Origin of the sequence: Burkholderia sp. BDU5 (assembly GCF_001522845.1) — a bacterium.
GTDB lineage: Bacteria > Pseudomonadota > Gammaproteobacteria > Burkholderiales > Burkholderiaceae > Burkholderia > Burkholderia mayonis.
On the sequence record NZ_LOWC01000122.1, the window covers coordinates 1 to 18,660 of the forward strand.

Sequence of the window (18,660 nt, forward strand, 5' to 3'; positions counted from 1 at the left end):
CGGTTGTTCCGATGCCTGAGGTTAACAGCTCGCCGCGAAAGTTAACAGCCCCACCGGGCCTTTTTGAAACCGTCTCTAAAGAGAAACGTCGCCAGTACGCCGCGCGGCTCGCTCGGCGCGGCTGTCGTAAAGACATCCATGTCGCCGAACACGAGGAAGCTGTCCTTTGCGCGCGAGACGGCGACATTGAGCATGCTCGCGCTCCGGTCGATGAAGCGGCCGTCGTCGTGCTTCGAATAGACGGGCGAGAAGATCACGACGTGGCGTTCCGCGCCTTGCAGCGAATGCACGGTGCCGCCCGTCAGTTGACCGTCGGCCCGGCCGACTTCGATGCCGCGCTTCTCGCACGCCGCCTGGATGGCCGCGACCTGCGCGGCGAACGGCGACACGATGCCGGCGATTCGAGCGAGCGGCGCTTGATATTTCGCTTCCAGCATCGCGCGATTCGCGGCCAGCCACGCAGCGATCGTCTCGGCTTCAAGCAGATTGCGGCGGCTTCCAGTCGGCAGGCTCTCGCAGATGCCGTCGATGTGCAAGTACGCCATCGGCGGCAGGCAGTCCGGCGCCTGCGCGTCAGAGACCGGCGCCCGCCCGCGCCGCGGCAGCAGCTTGCCGCGATAGCAAAGCGTGTTGCAGAACGCAATGATCTCGTCATAGCAACGTCGATGCTCGTAGAGATAAAGCCCGCGCTCGAGCTCGGGGTCCGCGTGGAAACGGCTCGCATTCTGCGCGACGCGCATCACGCTGCCGCTCGCCGCGGCCTTTCCGGTCTCGGCGATCTTCTCGTATTGCGCCGTCTCGCTTTCTCCGCTCACCAGCCCGAGATTCGCGAGATTGCCGAAGTCGACCTGACGCGGAATCGACCAGATCGGCTCGATCTGCTGGGTGTCGCCGATGACGAGCGCCTTGCGTGCAAGCGCAAACGACGCGCCCGCGACTTCGGGCAGCACCTGCCCCGCTTCGTCGACGATCAGCAGATCGATGAAGTTGTACAGATACTCGCCGCGAAATCCGCCCTCGCCGGCGACGAACGTCCGCATATACTTCGGCAACATTGCGAACGTCGACACCATGCACGGCGTCACCATCATGCGCCGCCGAAAGCGCGGCATCAGCGTCGAAGGGCCGGGGTTGCGCTTTTCCTTCGTCTTCAGGATCGCGGGCATCCACTGCGCCATTTCGAGCAGCCAGCGGCCTTCCCAGTAATGCGTCGTCAACAGGAAGATCCGGAAGCGCAGTTGCGTATCGGCGATGCGGTCGCACTGCGCGAGCGTGAGCGCCTCGCCGTCGACTTCGAGGCCTGCTTCGCGCGCGGCCGTCCGGAAGTCGCCTTGCGCGTCCGACAGCGCAAGCAGCACGGATTCGCCGCGCGCTACCGAAAGCGCCGCGGCATCGCGCGATCGGGCGTGCTCCTGAAAATACTCACCTATCGCCGCTTCGATCTCCGACATCGTCGCCCCTAGCGACTCGGGCGCAAACGGGTCGTCGCGCAACGCTTCTTTCAGGTGTTCGCGCGCCAATCGGATGCGCTTGTCCGCGACAGGCGACAACCACGAAAAGAACGCGTAAATCAGCGACTCTCGTGCCCGATAGGACTCCCATCCATCCTTGATCGTCTTCCATCGCCGCGCTTCCGCGCCTTTATCGGCTGCATCCTGCCGCCTGCGCGCCATTTCGTTCGCGGCATCGCCGCCGAGTTCGTTCGCGACCTCATCCTCCACATCGCGCAACAAACGCCAATGTCCTTCGGCGGCCGCGAGCCGTCCGGCCAGCGTCTTCAGTTCATCCTGAAGCCGCGCGACGACTGCGGCGACGGTCGGCTCCTTCATGCCGGGAAACGCCGCCCGCGCGTGAGACAGGTACTCCGCCCTCGCCCGATCGACGTATTCGGTCGTCTCGATCGCGTCGAAGAACGCGTTGGTCTGATACTTGCCGGCCGACTCCGTTTCGCGTTGCTGCGACGGCATATAAGCGCCGAAGCTCGCGACGCCGGGCAACCACCGGCCGCCCAAAGCCCCGTCTCCGTGCGAGAAGTCCTTTCCGAACGCGTCGATGATGTTGGTCACCGCCTGATTGTTGGTCGACGCCGCGCACACCACGGGCGGATCGCCGCCGTCGAGCGCCGCGCGCGCCCACAGCGACGCGACGACGGACAACAGCAGCGTCGTCTTGCCCGTGCCGGGCGGACCATTCACGGCGACGATTTCGCCGTCTTGCGCGGCAAGCACGTGATTGAGCGCCGCGCGCTGCGCGTCGACGAGCGCGAAGCGATCGCTCGAATGTCCCAGTCTGTCGGCAAACGACGCGTCGAGCGAAAGGCACGGCTCGATCTCGGCGGCGGTCTCGCGCGCGTAGGTGTCGAAGAGCGGCGACTCGGGACGTTTGTCGCGCAGATGGTCGTATAGCGGAACGATATGCTGCGTCGCGCCTTTGATGACGTTCTTCTTCAGTACGAGCGCATGATCGACGAGCATGAACTGCTGCGTGCGGGAGACGAATGCGCCGCATACCGCATCCAGCATGCGGCGCACTCCGGCGAGATAGGCAGCCCAGCGCTTCGCGAATTCGTCGAGCTGCATGCCGCTGTCGTCGATCACGTCGGAGGGAAGCATGTTCGGCGCGCCGCCTTCTTTCGTCAGGAACGTGTCGAGGTCGTCGACGGTTCCGATCGAAAAAGCGCCGGCTTCGAGCGGCTGCAGGATATCCCTGGGAACGATCGTGTCGTTTTTCGGCAGCAAGCAGCCGTCGCGCGACAACAGCGCCTGTGTGACGATCGGCGCAACCCATTCCGGCAATTGTTCAGCAATCTTGCCGTGCTCGACTTTCGCTCGGTAAAGCAACGGGCGATAGACGACTTCGACGAAGCGGGTATCGTCTTCTTCCTCGGAAAAAAATGCCGCAACAGTATCCTCGTGCAGGAAACCTGTTTGCGCTTCCGTTTCCGATACCTTCCGGTGCGCGTCCAGTTCGTCTCTTTTCAGCGTCCCCTTTCCCAACTCGGCGTCGACGAGCGAATTCCTCCAATATGCAGCGTAAGCTTTCGATTTGTCGTGCATGGCTTTTTCGGTCGATGGTTGAGCGACGTGGATTGCCGCTGTCGGAGGCTTGCATACGGCGCCGATGGCGAACGTCGAAGGCCGCTGCAAGGTGCTGATTGCCAGATTCGTCTGATTATATTAGCGGCAATGTGATCGCTTCGCGTGATTGGCCAATTGCGGTCGCGTACATGGCGGGAATCGGATGCGGCTGCGCCCGCATGCGCCTCGTCGATTCGGTCGCAACAGAACGAAACCAGACGGCGCACGCGAGATGCAATTCCTTTGATTGACCGCCCACCCTGTTGAACGGATACCGGGCACTTCGGCTGAAATCGCGGTTCGTCGCGTGTTCGCCTGCGGCGGCCCGTATCAACACGGATCTGCAAAGCGATGCAATTGCTTTCGAATCGAGGATTTCCAACGCCGCTTCAGGTTCGCCGAGCCGGGTCGTCGGAAAGATGTTTCAGTGCCGGCACGACCGGCAAGCACGTTCAGCCATGCGACGCGCCGGCGATCACGGAAAAATCACGGAAAAAATGACCCGGACCCGCAAAGACGTAGCGGTTGCGGGCGAATCGCCGCATCGCAGGCCAGGTGGTTCATCGACACTGCCACATCTCGTGAATGGCGGCATTCCGCCGCGCGAACGATCGCCCTCGCACGCATTTCAACGAAACGTCGATCTCAAGGCATCACGAGAAATACACATGGCTGTCGACATTCAGGCCCCGGTGCACGTCGACGACCGCTTGCTCGCGTCATCGCCTCGCAAGCGGAATGGCTGACAGCTATGCTCCGTCCAGACGGAATCTGTTCGGCGACGCGTTGCCTACGACGCGCTACCGTCGCCACCGGACGTCATGCTCGATGCTCGATGCTTGATGCTTGATGCTTGATGCTTGCCGCGTACCGGCATCGTGCGAATGCAACCGCCTTCATCGAAATCGGCACGCTATTCGGCGTGCGGCTCATAGATGACGACGGGGCATTGCATGCAAGCGGCGCTCGCGTGCTGCGCATACCACCTGCATGTGCTTCGGATGCCGCATTTCGGCAGTCCTTCTTCCGGCGGCGAAAGCACGGCCGGCTGGTTCACGATCGCGTCGGCAAGTCCGCAACGATGTCCGGTCCACTGCGCGCATTTTCCGCCCAGGCATGGGCCGAGAAATCGAACGCGGTTTTCGACCGGAACGCCGTTTGCACGGAGTCCGTCGAGCAATTCGCGGCTGATCGGGATTTTCGGGCTGATATAGGCGACGGTCCCGCTGTCCATCACCGCACCCAGCACTGCCGACGCCGACTCGGCCGGCGCACTCGGACAGGTGCCGAGCGAAGCTTCGCCCGCATCGGCCCAAGCCGCGCCAGCGGAGTTTCCTCCAGCCGGCGTCATCTCACTCTCCGATCTGCTCTTGTTCGGCGACTCTGAGCAAACGCTCCGCTGCCTCGGCCAGGATGAGCCTTCCGCCGTTCGGCAAGACCACGTTCCACGCCGGCCCCTTGATCTGCGTGGAATTTTCGCCGACGAGCGCGGTGAGCAGCGCGATGTTCAGATGCGCGGACGCGTGCGCGATTTGTCTCCCGTCCAACGCCGCGCCGGACACTGTGATCTTGAATTCGGTTGGTTTCATGGTTGTCTCCACAGGCTATTTCAGTTGTTGATGACCTGCACTGGGGTACTTGGTTTTTTTGCGCCGCGTACCGGATTAAAGCTAGTGCATTGAAACTCACATGTCAAAAATCCATTCTTTACATGATAATTAGATAATCGAATTAAGTGATTGGATAATGCATCGACGGACTTTGGCCACGATCGGCACGCGCCCGCACCGCCTCTTCGCCGCATCGGCTTGTCGTGGTGCGCTCCGAACATATCGCCGACGAGAATCGGAATACGCTTCTGTCCGGTCATCCGGATATATGCGACTTGCAGGCTCGGCATCCAGGATTCGATGCTCGTTTTCGCATCGTCGACGTCTGATTTCAATCCTGTGCGTTGCGAGACGATGCGGCCGAGAAGCAATGCGCGACACTCGGGGTCCCGACAAAACGAGACGCGTAGGCGGTTGATCTTTTCGTTGTTTCACAAGCGAAGCGAACGCGGCATAACCGCCGCTCGACGACGCATCGCCGGCACCGGTGCGAACGCCGCGGTCATCGTCGAAACCACCGCGCCGGGCGCATTGCCCGGCGCGCACACCGGTCGGCGATTACGCCGCGCCTACCGGCGTCCGGTCCGCGCTGCTTCAATTCGCCGTTGCGTCGCGCGCTTCCGTGGAAACCGCGTGCGACTCGGGCACGCATCGCCGGCGCAGTTTGCGCAACGGGCAACGGGTAACGAGTAACGGGCAATAGTCCGGAATCGGCGGCGCGATGCCTCGTCGCACCAGCCCCCTACTCGACCGTCACCGATTTCGCCAGATTCCTCGGCTTGTCGATATCCGCCCCCCTGATGCACGCCGCGTGATACGCGAGCAGTTGCAACGGCACGACATGCAGGATCGGCGACAGCAATCCGTAGTAATCGGGCATCCTCAAGACCGAAATCCCATTGCCGTTGTCGATCCGCGTGTCTGCATCGGCAAACACGTAAAGCTGCCCGCCGCGCGCGCGCACTTCCTGCATGTTCGACTTGAGCTTCTCGAGCAGCGCGTCGTTCGGCGCGATCGTCGCGACCGGCATCGTCTGCGTCACGAGCGCGAGCGGCCCGTGTTTCAGCTCGCCCGCCGGATACGCTTCCGCATGGATATACGAGATCTCCTTCAGCTTCAACGCGCCTTCGAGCGCGATCGGATAGTGGAGCCCGCGTCCGAGGAACAGCGCATTCTCGTGCTGGGCGAACTCGTCCGCCCAACCCGCGATCTGCGGCTCGAGCGCGAGCACGTCCTCGAGCGCGCCGGGCAGCCGGCGCAGTTGCTGCGAATAGCGCGCGAGCTGTGCGTCGTCGACGCAGCCGCGCATCCGCCCGAGCGTGGCCGCAAGGACGAACAGCGCGACGAGCTGCGTCGTGAACGCCTTCGTCGACGCGACGCCGATCTCCGGGCCCGCCCGCGTCAGGAAGCGCAACCCGGTCTGCCGCATCATCGCGCTCGTCGGCACGTTGCAGATCGCCAGCGTGTCGATGTGGCCGAGCGCCTGCGCATACTTCAGTGCGGCGAGCGTATCGGCCGTCTCGCCCGATTGCGATACGACGACGATCAGCGTGTTCGGCATCGCGACCGCGTCGCTGTACCGGTACTCGCTTGCGATCTCGGCCTGCGCGGGTATCCGCGCGATCGTCTCGAGCCAGCGGCGCGCGGTCAGTCCCGCGTAGTGGCTCGTCCCGCACGCGAGAATCAGCACGTTGTCGATCTGCTCGAACGCACGCCGCGCGTCATGGCCGAACACCGCCGGATCGAAGAGCCCGGCGTCGGGAATCGTCGCGGCCACCGCGCGCGGCTGCTCGTAGATCTCTTTCTGCATGAAGTGCCGATAATCGCCGAGCTCCACGGCGCCCTGCGTCGACGACACGGTCTGCACCGCGCGCGCGACCGGCGTGCCGTTGCGATCGACGATCCGCGCACCGTCCGGCGTCAGCTCGACGATGTCGCCTTCGTCGAGAAAAATGAACTGATCGGTGATGCCGGCGAGCGCGAGCGCGTCCGATGCGAGAAAGCACTCGCCGTCCTTCAACCCGACGACGAGCGGCGAGCCGACGCGCGCGCCGATCAGCCGGTTCGGCTCGGTCTTGCTGAACACGGCGATCGCGTATGCGCCGCGCAATTGCAACGTCGCGTCGCGAACCGCGGACAGCAGGTCGCCGCGATACTTGCTGTGAATCAGATGCGCGACGACTTCGGTGTCGGTCTGTCCGTCGAACTCGTAATGCTGCTCGGACAACTGCGAGCGCAGCGCTTCGTGATTCTCGATGATGCCGTTGTGGACGAGCGCGATGTGATCGCGCGAGAAGATCGGATGCGCGTTGCACGTCGCAGGCGCGCCGTGCGTCGCCCAGCGCGTGTGCGCGATCCCCGTGCTGCCGGTCAGCCCGGCCGTGCGCACGTGCGCTTCGAGATCGGCGACGCGCGACACGCTGCGTTCACGTCGCGCGACGCCGTCGACCACGGTCGCGACGCCGCACGAATCGTAGCCGCGATATTCGAGGCGGCGTAAGCCTTCGATCAGAATCGGAACGATGTTCCGTTGCGCGACCGCGCCGACGATGCCACACATGACTCGTTACCTCCGATGACTTGCGATGCCTGCACGCGTCTTTTCATCGACGCAGCACGGCGGCGGCCGACGCCGTCGTGAACCCGCAGCGCGCGGGCGCGACCGGATCGGCCATCCTGCTTTCGAATGCCAGATAAAGCGCCTCCTCGAGTACGTTCCAGTGCGGACCGTGCCGATAGGGACCGGAACGCGCATGCCAGCACGCGACGGTGTTCCAGTCGTTCATCTTGTAAGCGATGAGCGCGATCAAGCCCCACGGATAGTCAGTGCCGGCGAGTTGCAGCCAGGTCTTGCCGTAGCGGTGCATCCATTGCGCGTAGATCGTCGCGTTCGATTGATCGGGCACGTGGATGCCCGACAGGATCGGAAAGATCTGCGCGACTTTCTCCGGGTAGAAGCTCGTGTCGTCGACCTGCTGCGTGCTCGCCCGGAAGCCCGATTGCGTGCCGCGCCAGAACACCTGCAGGATCGCGGCCGACAGCCGGTCGGCGCGATGGCTCCACGGGCTCGCGTGCGCGTAGTCGGAGCGCCGGATGTAGTACGCGGCGAGCGCCTGCAGCGCACTGTGCACTTCGACGTTGTCCATCAGCAGCGCGACGTGCAGCGTCGGCGAGATCTGATAGACGCCCGTGCGCTTGTCGAGCAGCGTGTCGAGATGCGCGCTCGCGCGCGCGAGGCTGCGCGCCCAATTCGCAGGCATGCCGTTCGGCGGCGCAAAGCGGACGAGCAACTCCATCCATGTCGCCATCATCGAGTCGTCGGCGTCGGCGTCCGCACAGGCGATGTATTGACTGTCCTTCACGCAAAAGCGGTCGAAGCCGCCGTCCGCGCGCTGGCGCGGCAGCAGCCACGCGATCCATGCGCGCGCGGCCTGGCGCGCGTCGAGTTGCGCATCGGCGGCGCCGAGGAGCGCCTTCGCGGCGAAATACGGATCGATGCCGGCGCCGTTCAGGCGCACGGTGATCGCGCCGTCGGGCCGCTGGTAGTAGCCGCTCAATTGCAACTCGGCGGCGTGCGCGCAAAGCGCGACGCCGCACATGGCAAGAGCTGCGACGCGCGATGCGCAGCGTAGCAGAAGGCGGGCCGCCGCGCATGTGCAAGCGGCCCCGACGAGCGCGGACCGATTCATGATGTCGTGCGCTTCCGCGCGGTTGTGCTTCCGTGTCGTCGCCGGCGCGGCCGAAGCCGTGCCGGCGGCGTGTTGCATGAGCTACATCACTGCAACTTCGCGCTCGTGAACTTGAGGCTCGTGCCGGTGCCGGCGATCACGAGCCAGTTCGTCGCGTCGGTGCCGACGATAGTGGCCGCGCCTTGCGTGACGATCGGCTGTGCATACGCCGCCTTCGGCAACAGCCACGTCATGTTCGCGAGGTTCGTCGGATGGCTCGCCGCGAATGCCCAGCTACCGCCCATGTCGGTCTCCGACCACGTAACGTTCAGACGCGAGCGGTCGAAGTTCGTGATGTCGCTCATCGTGTACCACGTGAACCGGCCGAGCAGCTTCAACGCGTTCGCCTGCGTGAAGATCGACGCCAGCACGGTCGGATAGAACGACGCACCGTACGGGTGCGCGTAGATCAGCCGGCTCGTCCGGTTCGCGACGACGAAGTTGATGAGGTTCGTATACCAGTTCGTGACGTCGGTGAGCGGCACGCCGTATTGCTGGAACTCCTCGAACGTCGCGTACTTGCCGAACGGCATCACCGGATATGACCACAGGCCCGGGTTCAGCAGCGCGCCGTTGCGATACGCGCGGGTCGGCTCGGAACCGGTGTGGCCAGTGAAGTAGTAGCCGTTGAAGCCGTTTGCTTCGAGCCAGTTCACAGACCAGGTCGGCGTGTTGCCTTCGGGCGCCGCGTATTCGACGTCGGGCTGCCCGGTCGCGGTCATCACGGCCTGATGGTTCATCACCAGATACTGCTGGAACGTGCTCTGGTTCGTCTCGCTCGCATACGCGCCCCAGTAGTCGTGTATCCATCCGCCGTGGCTGCCGATGTGGTGGCCCTTGCTGAGAAGGTACTTGACGAGATTCAGCGCGGTCGAGTTGGAGTCGAGGTTGATGCCGTCGCCGTCGCCGAACGTCGCTTCGTCCGGGCCGGCGGTGAATACGATCGAGAACGGGCCGTTCGTCCACACGCCGAGGCTCTTCAGATACATCGCCGGTTGGATCTGGTCTTCCGCGCAGAAGTGCCAGTTGAACACGAGTCCGGCCTTCGCCCCCGGTAAATTCGACAGTGACGGCAGCTTCAACAGGTTCGTGCCGAAGTAGCGCAGGTAGCCGTGGATCAGCATGCCGTCGGTCTGGCCGTCGAGGTACGCGAGCGGCAGGTTCACGAACAGCACGCCGCCGTTGCCGTACGTGTTGTAGCCGGACACGAGACCGAAGGTCGGCGACGTCAGGATCGTCGTGCCGGTATACGTGCCTTGCGTGACGAAGCTCGGATACGTGAGGAAGCCGTACACGTAGCCCGAGATGCCTTCGAGCGTATCAGTCAGCGTGTTCGTCGTCGCGAGCAGCGTGTTCGCCGTGGTCGTCACGGCGGTCGCCAGCGAACTCGCGGTGTACGTGCCCGACTTGACCGGCTTGCCGGTGACGAAGCCCGTCAGCTTGGGCGCGGTCGACGTGAACGTGCCCTTGCCATTCTTCGGCAATGTGTAGCCGAACCACGCGCCGTGGTTGTAGCCCTCCAGGCCGCCCGGGTTCGACGGGCTCGCGGACAAGTACATCAGCGTGCCCGACGTGGCCGTGCTCGTCGCGCCGGCCGCCGTCGACAGCAGCGCGTTCGTCGTCGCGGTCGCCGACGTCGTCGTCCACGTCATCGACTTGCCGGGCGGCACCTGGAGCGTGCGCAGCCAGCTGCTCATGCCGGTCACGTTGCCGAGGCCGATCATGTTGGCGCCGAGCTGGTCGTACAGTACGTAGTCGACGCCGACCATCGAGCTGAAGCGCGATTTCGGAATCGGATAGAAGCCCGCCGAATTCAGCACGCCGAAGTCGTAGACGAGCAACACCTTGCCGCCGTTCAGCACGTAGTTCCGGATCGCGGTGACGAGCGTGTCGTCGGCGACCGTATGCACCTGGTCGGGCAGGATGAGCCCCGGATATTGCGACAGCGTCGCGCCCGCCTGCATGAACTGGCTGTCGGTCATCACCGTGATCTGCAACCCTTCCTCCTGTGCGCTGTCGAGCCAGGCGGACACCCTCGAGTCGGGCAGCGTGAGCGTATCCGGCACCAGCAACAACAGTTGATTGGTGGCTGCCCGCGCACCGCCTGGGCTGAACGCGAACGCGAGCGCGAACAACGCGAACACGACTCGCAAGAATTTGCCTGACTTTGCAAACATGATGCGCTCCTCTCTACAGGGAAGGGCGGCTCGCGACCGGCCACGATGTGGCAGGCGCGCCGCCCCCCGGCATGCCGGTTCCGACCTCGTAGATGTGATGGCCGCACTTCGCGCCGGCAAGCTGTCCGGCGTCCTCCGATGACAGCGTTGCCTCGTATTCGGCGTAGCACTGCAATCCCCCTCCCCCGGTAGAAGCGAGCTCCGTGCCATTTGCTTCGGATGCCAGAACGATCTGGCTCTGCGATCGATCGTATGGATCACCTCTGACGAAATCGCGTGAAATCGTCTCAGCGCTGATACGGAGAGGTTTTTCTTTTCGGCCGCTCAGGGCGGCTTGCGCGTCAACGCGCCGCGCCAGCTCGCGCAATAGCTGTAAAGCGTGACGAGCAGTCCGATCAGGAGTGGCGCGCCGAGCACGAAATGGCAGAACGGCACGAGCAAGAGCGAGCCGTGATAGATCACGACCGCGTGCAGCAGCAGCACGAACGGCAGCGCCAGCACGAAATAGCCGAGCACGAGCAACGATGCAAACGCCTTCTGCGCGAACGAGAAATCGAGCGGATAGTAGAGCGCCGCCATCAGCACCGGAATCAGTGCGATCGCCGCGGCGTTCATCACGAACACATCTCGCAAATGAAGCGACGCGTCGTACGGGAACGTGCCCGGCGTCGCCGCGCCGGACGCGGCCGAACCGTACATCGCCCAGAAATACAGGCAAATCGTCAGCTGCACGAACGCAGCGATCCGTAGCAGGTATGCAACGGGCAGCCATTTCGTCTGATGAACGAACGTGGCCGCGAAGCCCGCCGTGCAGACCGCGGCGGTCGCGAACAGCAGCGTGCCGCTCGGCATCCGCGCAACGAGATTGATCGACAGCAGCGGCACGCGCGGCGCCCGCGCCGGATAGCCGAGCACGACCGCGGTCAGCGACGGATCGAGCTGGCGCGCGCCCCATCCGACGACCGCACGCCAGTATCGCCACGCGTACGGCAGCGCGAGCCACAGCAGCGCGTACAGCGCAGGAGTGAGACAGGCAATCGACGCGAGCCAGCGCCGCGGATGCGAGTGCGTGCGCAGCGAGCGATCGGCGGACGGCGGGACGGGATCGATATCCATGCGGCCCGCCCGTCACCATCGATAGAACACGCCAACTTCGCCGCCGAAACGCGAGTAGTACGGGTTGTGGTAGTAATCGAACTCGACCTGCGTACCCCACTTGCGCGTGATCCAGTAGCGCCACTTCAGCGACATCTCGTGGCTGCGGAAATCGGTGATCTGTGCGTTGTTGCCGATCGCCTGATACGCCTCGCGGCCGAAACCGCCACGCAGTACGATCACGCTCTTGCCGACTTCGCCGTACGTGACCGCGCCGTAATACGCGGGCGCCTTCACTGAGCCCGGCGAGTCGACCGTATAGTTCCAGCCCGCCTCGAATATCCACTTCGGCAGCGCGTACCAGATCGCGCCGAGGTGATAGAGCTGGTCGCGGTGGCCGTTGCGGTTCCATGCATAGCCCGCGCCCGCCGACAGCACGAGCGAACGGTTCGAGAGCAGCTTGCGGTTGATCGACAGGTCGACGCGCGCGCTCGGCAGGATCGTGCCGGACGTCGTGCCCGCAAAGCCGATGCCGCCGAACCAGTCGGGCCCCATGTCCTGGACGTAAGTGATCGCGCCGAGCTGCGTGGTCTCGCCGAAGCGGTGGAGCTGCGAGAGCTCGCCGATGACCGTGCGGCCGCCCGCCTGATAGAGGCCGCGCAGATGCACGCCGTACCAGTTGCCGTAGCCGTGCGTCAGATGCGCGGTCGAATACGCGAGCGACAGCTCCGTGTGCCGCTCCTGCGGCGCCTGGACATGCGTGACGATCGCCTCCGGCAGCGTCGGCTGATTCTCCTGGCTCGGCGTGACCTCGGCGAGCGGCCAGCCGTCGGGCATTCCCTCCGAACCAACCTTCACGAGCGCCGTCTCGTCGAACTGACGCGGCACGATGACGAGCGGCGCAGCAGGCGGCGGCGCAAGCGGCGTCACGGGTTGCGTCACGGGTTGCGTCATGGGCTGCGGTGCCGGCTGCGGTGCCGGCTGCGATGCGGCCGCCGCCGCGATCGCGGCCGGCGCGGGAGATTCGGCCGACGCGGCAGCCGGCGGCGCGGGAAGTTCGGCGGAAGCCGCAGCCGGCGCATCGGTCGAGGCCGCGCGCGCAGGCGACGCGCCGAACGCGCAGACGCAGGCGAGCGCGAGTGCGGCGAGGGGAACGGGCGGGCCGCATCGGCAACGAAGCGCATGCATGTCGATCTCCTCTTTTTACGACGCTTGATACCAGCCGCTGCGCCACGCGACGAGATCGCCGTGTACGCATGCATGGCCGACGATCGACACATCGCGCGCGCACGCGCTGACCGGATGATCGGCCGCGCCGATACGCGCGCCCGTCAGCCGCAGCAGGCCGCCCGCCGACACGACGCCGTCGATGCAGCTCGCTTCGTCGAGCAACACGTCGTGGCGCGCGAACACCGCGCCGTGCAGCAGCGCATCGCACTCGAGCTCGACGCTGTGCGCCTTCACGCTGCCGAGCAGCACGCAGCCCTCACCGAGGGTCAGCCGGCCTTCGACGATCAGCGTGCCGTGCAGGATCGTGTGCGGCGGCAGGCGGACGTCGCGCTGCACCAGATAGCGGTCGTGCAGAACGCGATGCGGCACGCCGGACAGGTGGCTCACGATGGACATCGCGCGATGCGGCGTCAGCGCGCCGTCGCGGCCGAACGCGCGCGCGGTGCGGCCGAACACGATCGGCGTGCCGTGCAGATTCGCGAATCCCCCGCAACCGTTCAGGCGCACTGTCTGCCCGATCACCGCGCCGCGCACGAGCGTGTTGTCGATGTCGACGCTCGGCGCGTACGCGAACCCGCCGAGCGTCGCGCCCGCGCGAATCTCGATGCGCACCTCGGCGAACGCGTACGCGGCTTGCGAGCCCGCTCCGAGCGCGATCGTCCGGTCCGCGTACAGCACGCCGTCGCGCCGCTCGCCGCGCGCGAGGCTAAGCGCATCGACGTGCTCGACGCGCAGGCCGAGCGCCTGCCACGGCGGCGCCGCGCCGCCCTGCGCGGGCGGCTCGCCGCGCACGTTCGCGCGCAGCGCATCGAGCCACTGCGCGGCGCGGCGCGGATAGTCGATGAACGGGCCGTCGCCGATCGGCAGCGCGTCGACGTCGCTGCGCTTCACCAGTTCGTTCAGGAGCGGCAGGAACGGCAGGCCTAGCATCCCCGCTACCGGCATCATCACGTTGAAGGTCGTCATCGCTCATCGTCCCGATTTCAACGGCCGGCGAAAGCGCTCGGTCTTGTCCCAACGCAACTCGCGACGCAGCAGCACGTCGAGCGCGAGCCCCCACAGCGCGGCGACGACCGCCGCGATCGTCACGCAGAATCCGACGACGTTCACCGGCACGAGCCGCAATCGCGTCGCGCGGCCGTCGAGGCGCGCCGCGACGACGATCTCGAAGAACACGCCGAAGTTGCCGAACGTACCGAAGGCGAAGAGCGCGAACACGGACATGAGCAGGCCGAGCGCGAGCGAATCGATGCCGTTCGTCAGATAGAGCGCGAGCGCGACGCCCCACGCGAGCGCGAGCAGCGCGGGCATCACGAACACGCCGAGCAGCAGCGCGCCGTCGAGGCGGCAGCGTCGCGACATCACCGGGCTGCACAACAGCGGAATCAGATAACGGAACAGCGTCTGGTTGTGGCCCTTCGCCCAGCGGGTGAGCTGACGCGCGCGCACGGGCCAGCGCTCCGGCACTTCCTCGTAGCACTCCGCATGGTTCAGGTAGACGGTGCGCCAGTCGCTCAGCAGCAGCCGGTAGGTCATGTCGGTGTCTTCGGCGAGCGTGTCGTCGCGCCAGCCGCCGACCGCATCGAGCGCGCTCTTGCGGACCCCGCCGACCGTGCCGCCGTACTGCGGCACGAGGCCGAGGTTGTTGCGCGCCTGCTGGTTGACCTGATAGCCGCCCGCACGCTCCAGATCGAGGAGGCGCGCAAGCAGATTGCGATTGGCGTTCTGCGGCACGACGCGGCCCATCACCGCGCCCACTTCCGGATCGAAGAACGGCGCGACCAGCTCCTTGAGCAGGCCCGGGCGCGGCAGATAGTCGGCGTCGAACACGACCATGATGTCGCCGCGAATCTCGCGCAGCGCGTCCTTCAGCGCCGCCGCCTTGCCCGGCTTGCCGCTCTCGCGGTGAAACGGCTTAATGAGATCGGGCGCGAGCGCCTGCACGCCGTCGATCAGCGCGCGCGTGTCGTCGGTCGAGCGGTCGTTGACCGGAATGATCGTCAGCCGGTCGCGCGGATAAGTCGTCGCGAGCAGCGCCATCAAGCAATCGACGACGACCGCCTCCTCGTTGTGCGCGGCGACGAACACCGTAATCTCCGGCCAGTCCGCGTGCGTGATCGCGCAGTACGGCGCGTGCTGCGGCTTGAACAGGCGATCGAGACTGAACACGTAGTGGCGCGCCGCGTAGATGCAGGTCAGCAGCGCGAACATCCACAGGTAGGCCGTGCACAGCGCGGCGGCGATACCGCTGCCGGACGCGGACTGCGCGCCGGCGGCAGGCGGACGGACGGCCGCGAACGGCGGTCTCGCCGTATCGAACGGCGCGGGCTCGGCGGGCGGAAACGCAATCGCATCCGCATCCGCGTCCGGCCGGCTCGGCTCGGCGAACGCGCGGACGTGCAAGACTGTCTCTGCCGCGCGCATGAGCGGAACCGACGCGAGCGATGCGGACGCCGGCCGCATTGCGGTATCGCGCACGGCCAGCGAGCACGCGAACACGATCAGCAGCAGCACGCATTCCACGCACAACGACATCGCCCGCCTGTTCTTCATGCTCGTGTCCCCGTGCCCGCGTCGGCAGCGGCTCGCGCTCGCCCCCCGCACGGACTTGCAAAAGGAAACCGGCGCTGAGTGCCGCGCGCGTGTCGCATGTCGCGCGTCGCCGTTCGTCGCGCCGCGTCGCGGAACATGCGCCGCGACGCCGGGTTTCCGGTTTCGTCACATCGGCCGTTCCTTTGGTGTGCTGTTGTCGAATCGCGTCGGAACGGGCGTGTGGTGGTTCAAAGCAAAGGACGAGCCATCGTGCGGAAACGACCGCGCGGCAACGATTTCGCGGCGAAGTCGGGGACCGCGCACCGACTCGGGCGCAGCGTTTTGATTCACCGACGAATCAACGTCGAGGCAGCCGCCGCCGACACCGCCTCGCGCATCGTGCGCGTGCGCGCGCTCGCAAGCAGTCGCGAAGCGCCCGCGCGCCGCCGTGGCGACGCGCGCGCGAATCGACTTCGCCATGCTCGAGCTCCCGTCGTTAGCGCGGACGATTGGCGCCTGCGCACGCCCGGCGCGCGTCTCCCGCGTCCATGAGCATCGCAGCATGGCCGCGTTTCAGAATCGCAACGTTTCGCGACGGCGGCGGCGACGGCGCGCTTTCGGCCCGCCACGACCGGGAAATCCCTGACGAAATGCGCCGCGCGACAGGCGCGTCGCCCGTCCGCTCGACGATCGTCCATGCGCGCCGGAGCCAAGCGCCTCAAAGATACTCGGCGGACGCCGCACCCCATGCGCGCGCAGCGCGCCGCAACCGCATTTGTGCACCGCTCCAACGCGGCGCACGACGCGCGCCGCGCCGCGCCGCGCAATGCGATCGCGCGCCGTAACAGCGGCGAGACGTTCCGACGCGCCGGAACGGCGCATCGCGCCGCACGGCAAGGCTGCGACGACGCTGGTTTGAATATTGCTGAATGGCAAGCGACGCAGTGCGTCGCATGCGGCGCGCGCAGACGTGCGTGGCGCGCGCTGCCGATCCCCGACATCACGAGGAGCGATTCATGACGTGACAGCCCCATCGCCACGGACCAGCCAGCCGGCCGCGACGCGATTCGCACGACGAATCACCGCGGACATGCTGTGCACGGATGTCGAAACACCGTCGCGTCGCGTAGCGGACCGCCTGTTCGAGCCTGACGGCGCGACACGGTCCGCGCGCAACGCTCGCTCGCACGGCAGCTTTGCGACACGCGGCCGCTTCGCCGCGTGCCGGATCGACTGGAACAACCGCGAATCGGGGACCAGGATGAAGAAGATCTTGCTTGCGTTCGGCACTCGTCCCGAAGCCATCAAAATGGCACCGCTCGTGCGTGCGCTGCAGGCGCGAACCGACGTCGACGCAAAAGTGTGCGTGACCGCGCAACACCGTCAGATGCTCGACCAGGTGCTCCAGCTGTTCGACATCACGCCCGCGTACGACCTGAACCTGATGCGGCAAAGCCAGACGCTGACCGACGTGACGACGGGCATCCTTCAGACGATCGGCGCCGTGTTCAACGACTTCGATCCGGACGTCGTGCTCGTGCACGGCGACACGACGACGACGCTCGCGGTGAGCCTCGCCGCTTTCTACCGCTACCTGCCGATCGGCCACGTCGAAGCGGGGCTGCGCAGCGGCGACATCTGGTCGCCGTGGCCCGAGGAATTGAACCGGCGCGTGACGGATGCGGTGTCGTCGTGGCACTTCGCGCCGACCGAGCGCGCGCAGCACAACCTGTTCAGTGAAGGCGTGCCGACGGAAGGCGTCGTACTGACAGGCAATACCGTAATCGACGCGCTGCACGACGTGAAGCACATGCTCGACGCCGACGCGCCGCTCGCATGCGAGATCGCCGCGCAGTTTCCGTTTCTCGGCCGCGACGAGCGCGTCATACTGATCACCGGCCATCGGCGCGAGAGCTTCGGCAAGCCGTTCGAGCATTTCTGCGACGCGCTGCGCACGCTCGCGCTCCGCTATCCGGACGTGCGCTTCGTCTACCCGCTGCATCTGAATCCGAACGTGCAAAGACCGGCGCATTCGCTGCTCGACGGCCTGTCGAACGTTCATCTGATCGCGCCACAGGAGTATCTGTCGTTCGTGTTCCTGATGTCGCGCGCGCATTTCATCATCACCGATTCGGGCGGCATCCAGGAAGAAGGGCCCGCGCTCGGCAAGCCCGTGCTCGTCACGCGCGAGACGACCGAGCGGCCGGAGGCGATCCAGGCGGGCACCGCGCGGCTCGTCGGCACGAATACCGAGCGAATCGTCGACGAGGCGTCGCGGCTTCTCGACGACGACGACGCATACGACGAGATGTCGCGCGCGACGAATCCGTACGGTGACGGCCATGCGAGCGAGCGGATCGTCCATGCGCTGCTCAACATGCCGTGTGCGGGCGCGGCGACGCGCTTCCCGCTCGCCGCCATCGAAGCGCCATGCAATGCGCTTGCGCTCGGCCTGCACGCACTGAGGTCCGCGTGAACGTGATCGTCTGGCGGCACGCGGGCCGCGGCGTCTGTGCGAGCGCCCGGGCGGGCGAGGTCTGCGGGTGCGCGCGCGGCTGCCATCCGGTGATCGGGCGGCGGCGGGTCGCGTCGCTGCCCGGACGGATCGGCGGCGGATGCGGCGGGTGCTGCTGCGGACATGGGCCGCGCGCGACACAATGTCCGGCGGGCCGGTGTTGTCGGCAGAGGTGATGCGGGACGTGTGAGAGGGGGATGCGCGAGACGAGGCGAGGCGTGCGTCGTAACGCGTCATGCATCGCGTCATGCATCGCGTGACGCAGCGATTGTGCGATTTGGCGACGCAGCGCGATGCAAACGCGATTGCGCGCGTGACCGTGCATGCGCATGCGCGTCGAACGAAACGCCGAAAACGAGGGAAGATCCGCCGCCGTCCCGTCCGTTGCGCCGGACGAGCGACAAGCGCTGCATGAAGCAGAACGCGGATGAAAGCGCCCGCCCGTCAGGGCGTTGCTGCGCCGTTCATCCGCGTCCGATGTGCGTTGGTAGGCTCGATTGGATTCGAACCAACGACCCCCACCATGTCAAGGTGGTGCTCTAACCAACTGAGCTACGAGCCTGTGTGAGGCGCGAATTATAGAGAGCCTCTCGCGGGCGCACAAGCCCTTTTGTGAAAAATGTCGCGAGCAAATGAATTGTCCGGGTCTGTAGCACGTAATCTGTCCGGTTTTTGGGTGCGGCATGAAGCCAGCCG

The 18,660-nt window shown here is 65.7% G+C and carries 14 protein-coding genes and 1 tRNA gene; 2 read left to right on the forward strand and 13 right to left on the reverse strand.

The genetic code is table 11. The annotated features are described in order from the left end of the window. Positions 1-41: 41 nt before the first annotated feature. A complete protein-coding gene (locus WS69_RS19385; RefSeq protein WP_082716320.1) occupies positions 42-3,056 on the reverse strand; it encodes a DEAD/DEAH box helicase in 3,015 nt (1,004 codons plus the stop codon). Positions 3,057-3,340: 284 nt separating this feature from the next. Here WS69_RS19385 and WS69_RS33540 point away from each other — a divergent pair, with 284 nt between their 5' ends. Continuing rightward, positions 3,341-3,823, forward strand: a complete 483-nt coding sequence (locus tag WS69_RS33540; protein ID WP_156438251.1) for a hypothetical protein — start codon at positions 3,341-3,343, stop codon at positions 3,821-3,823. Between the two features lie 167 nt (positions 3,824-3,990). On the opposite strand, the gene WS69_RS19390 is transcribed toward WS69_RS33540, so the two are convergent. The 11 genes from WS69_RS19390 to WS69_RS34915 form a co-directional block, all read right to left on the reverse strand. After that, positions 3,991-4,428: a hypothetical protein gene (locus WS69_RS19390; RefSeq protein WP_059472314.1), complete on the reverse strand. Its 438-nt coding sequence runs from the start codon at positions 4,426-4,428 to the stop codon at positions 3,991-3,993. A gap of 1 nt (position 4,429) precedes the next feature. After that, entirely contained in the window at positions 4,430-4,666 is a 237-nt protein-coding gene (locus tag WS69_RS19395; protein ID WP_010110536.1) for a hypothetical protein, read from the reverse strand. A 20-nt stretch (positions 4,667-4,686) separates the two neighbouring features. Then, a complete protein-coding gene (locus WS69_RS33545) occupies positions 4,687-5,058 on the reverse strand; it encodes a hypothetical protein (protein WP_156438253.1) in 372 nt (123 codons plus the stop codon). Positions 5,059-5,429: 371 nt separating this feature from the next. Continuing rightward, the gene (gene glmS / locus WS69_RS19400) at positions 5,430-7,247 is read right to left on the reverse strand and encodes a glutamine--fructose-6-phosphate transaminase (isomerizing) (RefSeq protein ID WP_059472315.1); all 1,818 of its coding nucleotides are present in this window, start codon (positions 7,245-7,247) and stop codon (positions 5,430-5,432) included. 43 nt (positions 7,248-7,290) lie between these two features. Then, on the reverse strand, positions 7,291-8,376 hold the full coding sequence (locus WS69_RS19405; RefSeq protein ID WP_059472323.1) for a hypothetical protein: 1,086 nt from the start codon (positions 8,374-8,376) through the stop codon (positions 7,291-7,293). A gap of 86 nt (positions 8,377-8,462) precedes the next feature. Further along, a complete protein-coding gene (locus tag WS69_RS19410; RefSeq protein WP_059472316.1) occupies positions 8,463-10,592 on the reverse strand; it encodes a polysaccharide deacetylase family protein in 2,130 nt (709 codons plus the stop codon). Between the two features lie 324 nt (positions 10,593-10,916). After that, the gene (locus WS69_RS19415; RefSeq protein ID WP_059472317.1) at positions 10,917-11,708 is read right to left on the reverse strand and encodes a hypothetical protein; all 792 of its coding nucleotides are present in this window, start codon (positions 11,706-11,708) and stop codon (positions 10,917-10,919) included. 12 nt (positions 11,709-11,720) lie between these two features. Beyond that, entirely contained in the window at positions 11,721-12,875 is a 1,155-nt protein-coding gene (locus WS69_RS19420) for a YaiO family outer membrane beta-barrel protein (RefSeq protein ID WP_059472318.1), read from the reverse strand. A 15-nt stretch (positions 12,876-12,890) separates the two neighbouring features. Continuing rightward, positions 12,891-13,883 (reverse strand): polymer-forming cytoskeletal protein, encoded by a 993-nt coding sequence (locus WS69_RS19425; RefSeq protein ID WP_059472319.1) that lies wholly within the window; start codon positions 13,881-13,883, stop codon positions 12,891-12,893. A 3-nt stretch (positions 13,884-13,886) separates the two neighbouring features. Next, positions 13,887-15,470 (reverse strand): glycosyltransferase family 2 protein, encoded by a 1,584-nt coding sequence (locus tag WS69_RS19430; RefSeq protein WP_059472320.1) that lies wholly within the window; start codon positions 15,468-15,470, stop codon positions 13,887-13,889. 552 nt (positions 15,471-16,022) lie between these two features. Then, entirely contained in the window at positions 16,023-16,385 is a 363-nt protein-coding gene (locus WS69_RS34915; RefSeq protein ID WP_231747170.1) for a hypothetical protein, read from the reverse strand. Positions 16,386-16,710: 325 nt separating this feature from the next. Between WS69_RS34915 and wecB the strand changes: the two genes are divergently transcribed. Then, positions 16,711-17,925, forward strand: coding sequence for a non-hydrolyzing UDP-N-acetylglucosamine 2-epimerase (gene wecB, locus WS69_RS19445; RefSeq protein WP_059472324.1), 1,215 nt, complete (start codon positions 16,711-16,713; stop codon positions 17,923-17,925). A 524-nt stretch (positions 17,926-18,449) separates the two neighbouring features. Here wecB and WS69_RS19450 read toward each other — a convergent pair. Beyond that, positions 18,450-18,526: transfer RNA gene (locus WS69_RS19450), tRNA-Val, on the reverse strand. Between the last annotated feature and the right edge of the window lie 134 nt (positions 18,527-18,660).